The sequence below is a fragment of the Flavimobilis marinus genome (assembly GCF_900113055.1).
Classification (GTDB): Bacteria; Actinomycetota; Actinomycetes; order Actinomycetales; family Cellulomonadaceae; genus Flavimobilis; species Flavimobilis marinus.
Window position 1 is genome coordinate 21,286 of record NZ_FONZ01000007.1, and the last position, 6,677, is coordinate 27,962.

6 protein-coding genes are annotated in these 6,677 nt (G+C 72.1%); 1 reads left to right on the forward strand and 5 read right to left on the reverse strand.

Annotated elements, in window-relative coordinates; translation table 11 throughout:
* Positions 1 to 23 precede the first annotated feature (23 nt).
* From BMZ30_RS13340 to BMZ30_RS13355, 4 genes are all read right to left on the reverse strand, one after another.
* Positions 24 to 950 carry a TatD family hydrolase gene (locus BMZ30_RS13340; protein WP_093379879.1) on the reverse strand — a complete coding sequence of 309 codons (927 nt, stop codon included), beginning with the start codon at positions 948 to 950 and terminating at the stop codon, positions 24 to 26.
* 139 nt (positions 951 to 1,089) lie between these two features.
* Positions 1,090 to 2,694 (reverse strand): methionine--tRNA ligase, encoded by a 1,605-nt coding sequence (gene metG / locus BMZ30_RS13345; protein WP_093379859.1) that lies wholly within the window; start codon positions 2,692 to 2,694, stop codon positions 1,090 to 1,092.
* 103 nt (positions 2,695 to 2,797) lie between these two features.
* Positions 2,798 to 4,258, reverse strand: a complete 1,461-nt coding sequence (locus BMZ30_RS13350; protein ID WP_229828795.1) for a PQQ-dependent sugar dehydrogenase — start codon at positions 4,256 to 4,258, stop codon at positions 2,798 to 2,800.
* Entirely contained in the window at positions 4,251 to 4,685 is a 435-nt protein-coding gene (locus BMZ30_RS13355; RefSeq protein ID WP_093379862.1) for a MarR family winged helix-turn-helix transcriptional regulator, read from the reverse strand. The genes BMZ30_RS13350 and BMZ30_RS13355 overlap by 8 nt, the downstream gene beginning before the upstream one ends.
* A 102-nt stretch (positions 4,686 to 4,787) precedes the next feature.
* Here BMZ30_RS13355 and BMZ30_RS13360 point away from each other — a divergent pair, with 102 nt between their 5' ends.
* Positions 4,788 to 5,393 carry an isochorismatase family protein gene (locus tag BMZ30_RS13360; protein WP_093379865.1) on the forward strand — a complete coding sequence of 202 codons (606 nt, stop codon included), beginning with the start codon at positions 4,788 to 4,790 and terminating at the stop codon, positions 5,391 to 5,393.
* Positions 5,394 to 5,681: 288 nt separating this feature from the next.
* Here BMZ30_RS13360 and BMZ30_RS13365 read toward each other — a convergent pair.
* A partial coding sequence (locus BMZ30_RS13365; RefSeq protein WP_177191385.1) for an HNH endonuclease signature motif containing protein occupies positions 5,682 to 6,677 on the reverse strand: 996 nt, incomplete at its 5' end.

Below are 6,677 nucleotides of genomic sequence, written 5' to 3' on the forward strand. Positions count from 1 at the left end.
GCGAGCGAAACGGCTCAGGAGGTTCACCACGGTCCGTACACCTCCCGGGCGGTCTGCGCGGTGGCACGCCCGACGTCGGCCGGGTCGACGCCCAGGGTGTCGGCCATGGACCGGACGGTCAGCGGCAGCAGGTACGGCGCGTTGGGGCGGCCACGGTGCGGGAGCGGGGTGAGGAACGGTGCATCGGTCTCCACCATGACCTGGCCGAGCGGCACGGCGCGCAGGGCGGCGCGCAGCTCGTCGTTGGCCTTGAAGCTCACCGGTCCCGCGAAGGACAGGTACCAGCCGCGGTCGGCGCACAGCCGCGCCATCTCGGCGTCACCGGAGAAGCAGTGGAAGACGGTGCGCTCGGGGGCGCCGTCGGCGTCGAGGAGCTCGATCACGTCGCGGTGGGCGTCGCGGTCGTGGATCTGCAGCGCGAGGCCGAGCTCCTTGGCGAGCGCGACGTGCGCCCGGAACGAGGCACGCTGGACCTCGCGAGCCTGCTCGCCGCCGCGGAAGAAGTCGAGGCCGGTCTCCCCGATGCACCGGATCCGCGGGTGCTGGGCGAGCTCGGCGATCTGCGCGATCGCGTCGTCGAGGCTCGTGGCGTGGTGCTCGCGCGGGTCGGGCTCGAGCCCGTCGGGTGCGACCTCGCGGACACCGGCGTGCAGCGGTGCCTCGTTGGGGTGGATCGCGATGCCGCCGAGCAGCTCGGGGTGGGCGTCGACGAGCTCGACGGTCTGGTGCGCCGCGGGCAGGTCGCAGCCGATCTGCACGACCGCCGTGACCCCGGCCTCGCGCGCCCGGGCGAGGTGCTGCGCCGTCGTCGGCCCGTTCTCGGTGTCCCAGGAGTCGCCCGCGTCCTCGACGCGGTCGACGTGGTCGAGGTGCGCGTGGTTGTCGATCAGGTCGACGCCGAGCGGCTCGGGCGTGGGCGGCCAGCCGCGCGGACGGTCACGTCGTCCCATGCTCACCTCGCTCTCGTCGTGCGGCCGGTCGGGCGGCCAGCTGTGCGGCCGGTGTCCGGTCGTCTGGCCGGTCGTCCGGCCCTGGGCCATCCTGCCTCGCCTCCCCGGATCGTGCGTGCCGAGGGCGTGGAGACCCTGCTCAGACCTCGGGGTCCTCCAGGCGGGGGAACAGGGCGTCGCCCTTGGTGATCGTCGTGCCGGCGGGCAGCGCACCGAACGTCGCGGCGCTCGCGACCGGCTGGGCGTCGAGCCCGCCCAGGGCGGCGTCGGCACCGAGCAGGGTCCACAGCCCGGCGCTCGCCTTGGGCGTGACCGGGTTGAGCAGCACCGCGAGGGACCGCAGGGCCTCCGCGGCCGTCGCGAGGATCGTGGCGAGGCGACCGCCCTGGCCGACGGCGTCGGGGTCCTTCGCCACCTTCCACGGCTCGGTCTGGGTCAGGTACAGGTTCGCGGCGTCGACGAGGGTCCAGACGGCGTTGATGGCGTCGTTCGGCGAGATCCGGTCGATCGCGGCCTCGGCGTCAGCGACGGCCTTGGCGGCCACGGCCTCGAGGTTGGTCTCGAGGTCGGTGCGCTCCCCCGCCTGCGGGAGGGCGCCGTCGAAGTACTTGCCGACCATCGCGGCGACGCGCGAGGCGAGGTTGCCCAGGCCGTTCGCGAGGTCGCCGTTGTAGCGGGCGGACATGTCCTCCCAGGAGAACGAGCCGTCCTGGCCGAACGTGATCGCGCGCATGAAGTAGTAGCGGAACGCGTCGGAGCCGAAGTGGTCGATGATCTGGCTCGGCGCGATGCCCGTCAGCTTGGACTTGCTCATCTTTTCGCCGCCGACGAGCAGCCAGCCGTGCGCGAAGATCGTCGTCGGCAGCGGCAGGCCGGCGGCCATGAGCATCGCGGGCCAGATGACGGCGTGGAACCGCAGGATGTCCTTGCCCACCAGGTGCACGTCGGCCGGCCAGATGCGCTCGAAGCGCTCGCGCGCGGCGTCGTCGTCGTCCCCGAGCCCGACGGCGGTCGCGTAGTTGAGCAGGGCGTCGAACCACACGTAGAGGACATGGGAGGAGTCCCACGGCAGCGGGATGCCCCAGTCGAAGGTGTTGCGAGAGATGGACAGGTCCTTCATCCCGCTCTTGACGAACGCGATCACCTCGTTGCGCGCGCTGGCTGGCTGCACGAACTCCGGGTGCTCCTCGTACAGCGCGAGCAGGCGGTCGGTGTAGTCGCTCATGCGGAAGAAGTAGTTCTCCTCCGACAGCATCTCCACCGGGCGCCCGTGCACGGGGCACAGCTTCTCGCCCTCGTGCTCACCGGTGCCGTCGACGAGCTCGCCGGGGAGCTTGTACTCCTCGCAGCCCACGCAGTACGGACCCTCGTAGCTGCCCTGGTAGACCTGACCGGCGTCGTACAGGCGCTGGATGAACGTCTGCACGCGCGAGGTGTGGCGCTCCTGCGTGGTGCGGATGAAGTCGTCGTTGCGGGCGTCGAGGGTCTCGAGGACCGGCACCCACGACTCGTCGACGAGGCGGTCGGCCCACTCCTGCGGGGTGACACCGTTGGCCTCGGCCGTGCGCATGACCTTCTGGCCGTGCTCGTCGGTCCCGGTGAGGAACCACACGTCCTCCTGGCGCTGGCGGTGCCACCGGGTCAGGACGTCGCCGGCGACCGTCGTGTACGCGTGCCCGATGTGCGGGGCGTCGTTCACGTAGTAGATCGGCGTGGTCAGGTAGAAGGACTTCGAGGTCGCCATGGCGCAATCCTAGGACCGAGCAGCACCTCGTCCCGCCGGAGGTGTCCACGGGGCGGGACCCGTGACAGGACCCGTGGCAGGACCCGCCCGCCTTCGCGGGCGGCTACCCGGCTGCGGGCGCGAGGGTGAGCCGCAGGATGCGGTCGTCAGACTCAGCGGGTTCCCCCCGGCCGTCGGTGTTGCACGTCGCGACCAGGAGGCCGTCGTCGGAGGCCAGGAGCCCCCGGAGCCTGCCGTGCTCGGCGACGAGGAGCGCCTGCGGCTCGATGGCCTCGGGGCGGACGACGGCGCCCAGCGGCACCCGCCAGAGCCGCTCGCCGCGCAGCCCCGCCAGATAGATGCCCTCCGACGTCACGGCGAGCCCGCTCAGGGAGGCGTCCATGGGGCTCCACCAGGCGACGGGGTCGACGAAGCCGTCCTGGGTACCGCCCGGGCCCTCGGCGCGCGGCCAGCCGTAGTTCTGCCCGGCGACGATGAGGTTGAGCTCGTCGATGTCGTTCTGGCCGAACTCGGAGGCGAACATGCGCTCCCGGTCGTCCCAGTCGAGGCCCTGCACGTTGCGGTGCCCCCACGACCACAGCGGTGACCCGGGGATCGGGTTGCCGGACGGGACCGTGCCGTCCAGGGCGACGCGCAGGATCTTCCCGCCCAGGGACTCGATGTCCTGAGCGAGTCTCGTGTCCCCGGCGTCGCCCGTCGCGACGTACAGGTGCCCGTCAGGGCCGATGCCCAGCGCTCCGCCGTTGTGCACCCCGGCTCGGGGGATGCCAGTGACGACGGGCTCCCAAGGCGCGAGGTCGTTGCCCGTGAGCGTCGAGCGGAGCACGGCGTTGTCCTCGGCGCCCGTCCTGTAGACGAACACGGTCACGGCGTCGGGGGCGGTCGCGGGGTCGGTCGTGGTGTCGGTGTCGGTCGCGGGGTCGGTCCCGGCGTTGGCGTCCGTCCCGGCGTCCGGATCCGGGCCGGACGGCGCGACGGCGATCCCCAGCAGGCCGCCCTCACCCTGCGGCACCGTCTCGGTGAGGAGCTGCTCGGCTCCGGGTCCGGTCAGCGCCACCGGACCGCCGCCGCCGCTCGCGTCGCTGACGCGCAAGATCTGCGCCCGGTCGCGCAGGGTCACCAGGAGGTCGCCGTCGGGAAGCTCCGCCAGGCCCCACGGAACGTCGAGGCCTTCGGCGACCACGGTCTGGTCGACGACGTCGACGCGCGGCACCAGGACCACGGGCTCGAGGCTCGGGGACTCGGACGCGCCGGGTTCCGGCGCGGCATCGGAGTCCACGCCCGGAGCGTCGGGGTCGGCGTCGTCCTGCGTCGGGGCTGCGACGCCGGGCCGCTCGGTCAGCATCCCGGGGGCGTCATCCGTTCCGGTGAGCTGCGTGATCGCGACGGCACCGACGACGACGAGGAGCAGGAGCGACGCACCGGCCACGACCTTGCGCGTCAGAGCAGCGGGCTCGCGAGCGTGCGCGTCGGGAGCCGACGGCGGCGTGGTCGGGTCGGGCGTGGTCGGGTCGGGCGTGGTCGGGTCAGGCGTGGTCGGGTCGGGCGTGGTCGGGTCAGGCACCGGGCCTCCAGCCCAGGTTTCGCGCGATCTGCTCGAGGGTCGCCACGGTGACCTCGTAGTCGCGCGCTGCGATCCCGCTCGCGATCCGCTCGCGGTTGCGGGCCACGATGGTGCGGAGCTCGTCGTAGGCTTCCTCGCCCGCGACGGTCACGTGGAGCTCGCCCTCGGCACCCGCGATCCAGCCGCGTCGGCGGAGGTCGTCCACGAGCGAGTACGTCGACCCCTTGCCGCCGAGCACGGTGCCGAGGCGCTCGTCGACCTCAGTGACGCTGCGGACGCCGTCGGACATGACGGTGAACACCTGCCAGTGGCGGCGTGTGACGCCGCTGTCGTCGAAGGCGTCGTCGGCGGCCTGCTCGACGAGCGCGTCCACGAGGTTGACCCAGTACGCGACGGATCGTCCTGACGCTGCATCGCTGGCGGCCATGACGTCCTCCTCGGGTGGGCCCTCGTACTTCGTTTCTACCAGGCGCGGCGCCGGCCTGCCGTGCGGCTGCGCTCGTCGAGCACGGAGTGGCAAAGTGGAGGGATGGACGCCACACCTTCCCCCGCCCTGCGCCGCACCCTGCTCGTCGTCGACGTGCAGCCGACCTTCTGCGAGGGCGGCGCGCTGGGGGTCGAGGGCGGCAACGACGTCGCGCGTCGGGTGGCCGAGCACGCGGACAAGCGCCGAAGCGAGTACGCGTTCGTCGCGACCACGCAGGACTGGCACATCGACCCGGGTGCGCACTTCGCCACTCCGCCGGAGGAGCCCGACTTCGTGGACACGTGGCCCCCGCACGGCATCGCCGGCACTCCTGAGGCTGAGCTCCACCCCGCGCTCGCCGACCTGGCACCCGACGTCAGCGTCCGCAAGGGCATGTACGCCGCGGCCTACTCCGGGTTCGAGGGCGTCGACGCCGAGGGGCGCACGCTCGCGGAGCTGCTCGCCGAGGCCGGGACCGACGCCGTCGACGTGGTGGGGATCGCCGAGTCGCACTGCGTGCTCGCCACCGCGCTCGACGCGCGCGCGCTCGGGTACCCGGTGCGTGTGCTGACGGATCTCACCGTGCCCGTCACGCCTGACCAGGGCGCCGCAGCCCGGGAGAAGATGGCGGCCGCCGGTGTTGAGCTGGTTGCTAGCGCGTCGATCTAGTACCGACCGGTCACTCCGGCCGGTCGGTCAGGGCCGCCGCCGTCACGCTGCCCGTCGGCGCCTGTGTGCTCCTCGGACGGGAGGGGACCTTCGAGCTCGCGGTGCCAGTGTGCGTGGCCGGCGTGGAGCGCGAGAGGGATCAGGGCGTAGCAACGGGGGCAAGGCTTAGCACTGGGGTTGGCCACGATGGCTCCTCGTCCTGGGCATGGGCGCGCAACGTACCGCGGCACGCCCAGACGCCGACAGGGGCACCGCGGGCGTTACCACCTACGACATCGGGTGAAGTCCTCACGCGACCGCTCGGCCACGTCCGCCAGCTCCTCTGCCGTCGCTGCCTCGGATGCCGTAGCTGCCCGGCGCATCGAAGTGCCAGCGTCCGTTGGTGAAGGTCATGGCGATGCGTCGGGTGTCGACGTGGTCGTGGTGGTACCAGCACAGCAGGGCTGCGTTGTCGGTGGAAGTGCGCCCGCCGTCGGCCCAGTGCACGCGGGCGTGGTGGATCTGGGCATGCTCGGGCGGTTCGTGGCAGCCGGGCCACACGCAATGCTGGTCACGGGCGATGATCGCTTTCCGCCGCGGTCCGGTGAATGTGCGTTGGGCGCGGCCGACGTCGAGTATTTGCGACTCGGGTCCGAATATCACGCGGGTAAGGGCACAATCAGCGGCTATTCTTTTGAGGACTTCTGGTGGCACGGGTCCGCGGCCGTCGCTCCAGGTCGCGGGTGGAGATTCGAGCAGATGCTGCCATTCCTGTGCGTTCATGGCGTGAAGGTCTTCGGTGGCGCTGGTGGCGGGGATGGCGTCAGCCCTCGCGGCGGTATTCGCGCCCAGGAGGTGCGTGAGCTCGGTCCAGGACACCGTCACGGTCAGATGCGGCCTGACGGCCGGGGAACCATCGCGAGCAGAACCATCCCGCGCACCCCACGAGTCCTCGCCCACGGCACGGGCACCTTCGGCGAGGCGATCGCCCGCCGGGCCCTGCTCATTGGTGGACCTGAACCGCCCCTCGTCCAGCGCTTGGCGGGCCAGCCCTGCCAGGGCGACCGCGCGCCGCTTGGCCGGGCTCTGCGTGCAGCCCGGCTCGGCCGTGCCCATCACGGCCCCGAGCGCGGTGCGCACCAGCTGACCGTGCTCCTCGGCCAAGAAACCCTGCACGTGGTACCCGCCGATCGTCGGCGACAGGTCCAGATGCTCACGCTCGGACGCGAGCCGGTAGCCCCGCTCGTCCGACTCAGGGTCAGCCACCACCGCGAACCGGCGCGCGATCCGCGTGAAGTCACGCAA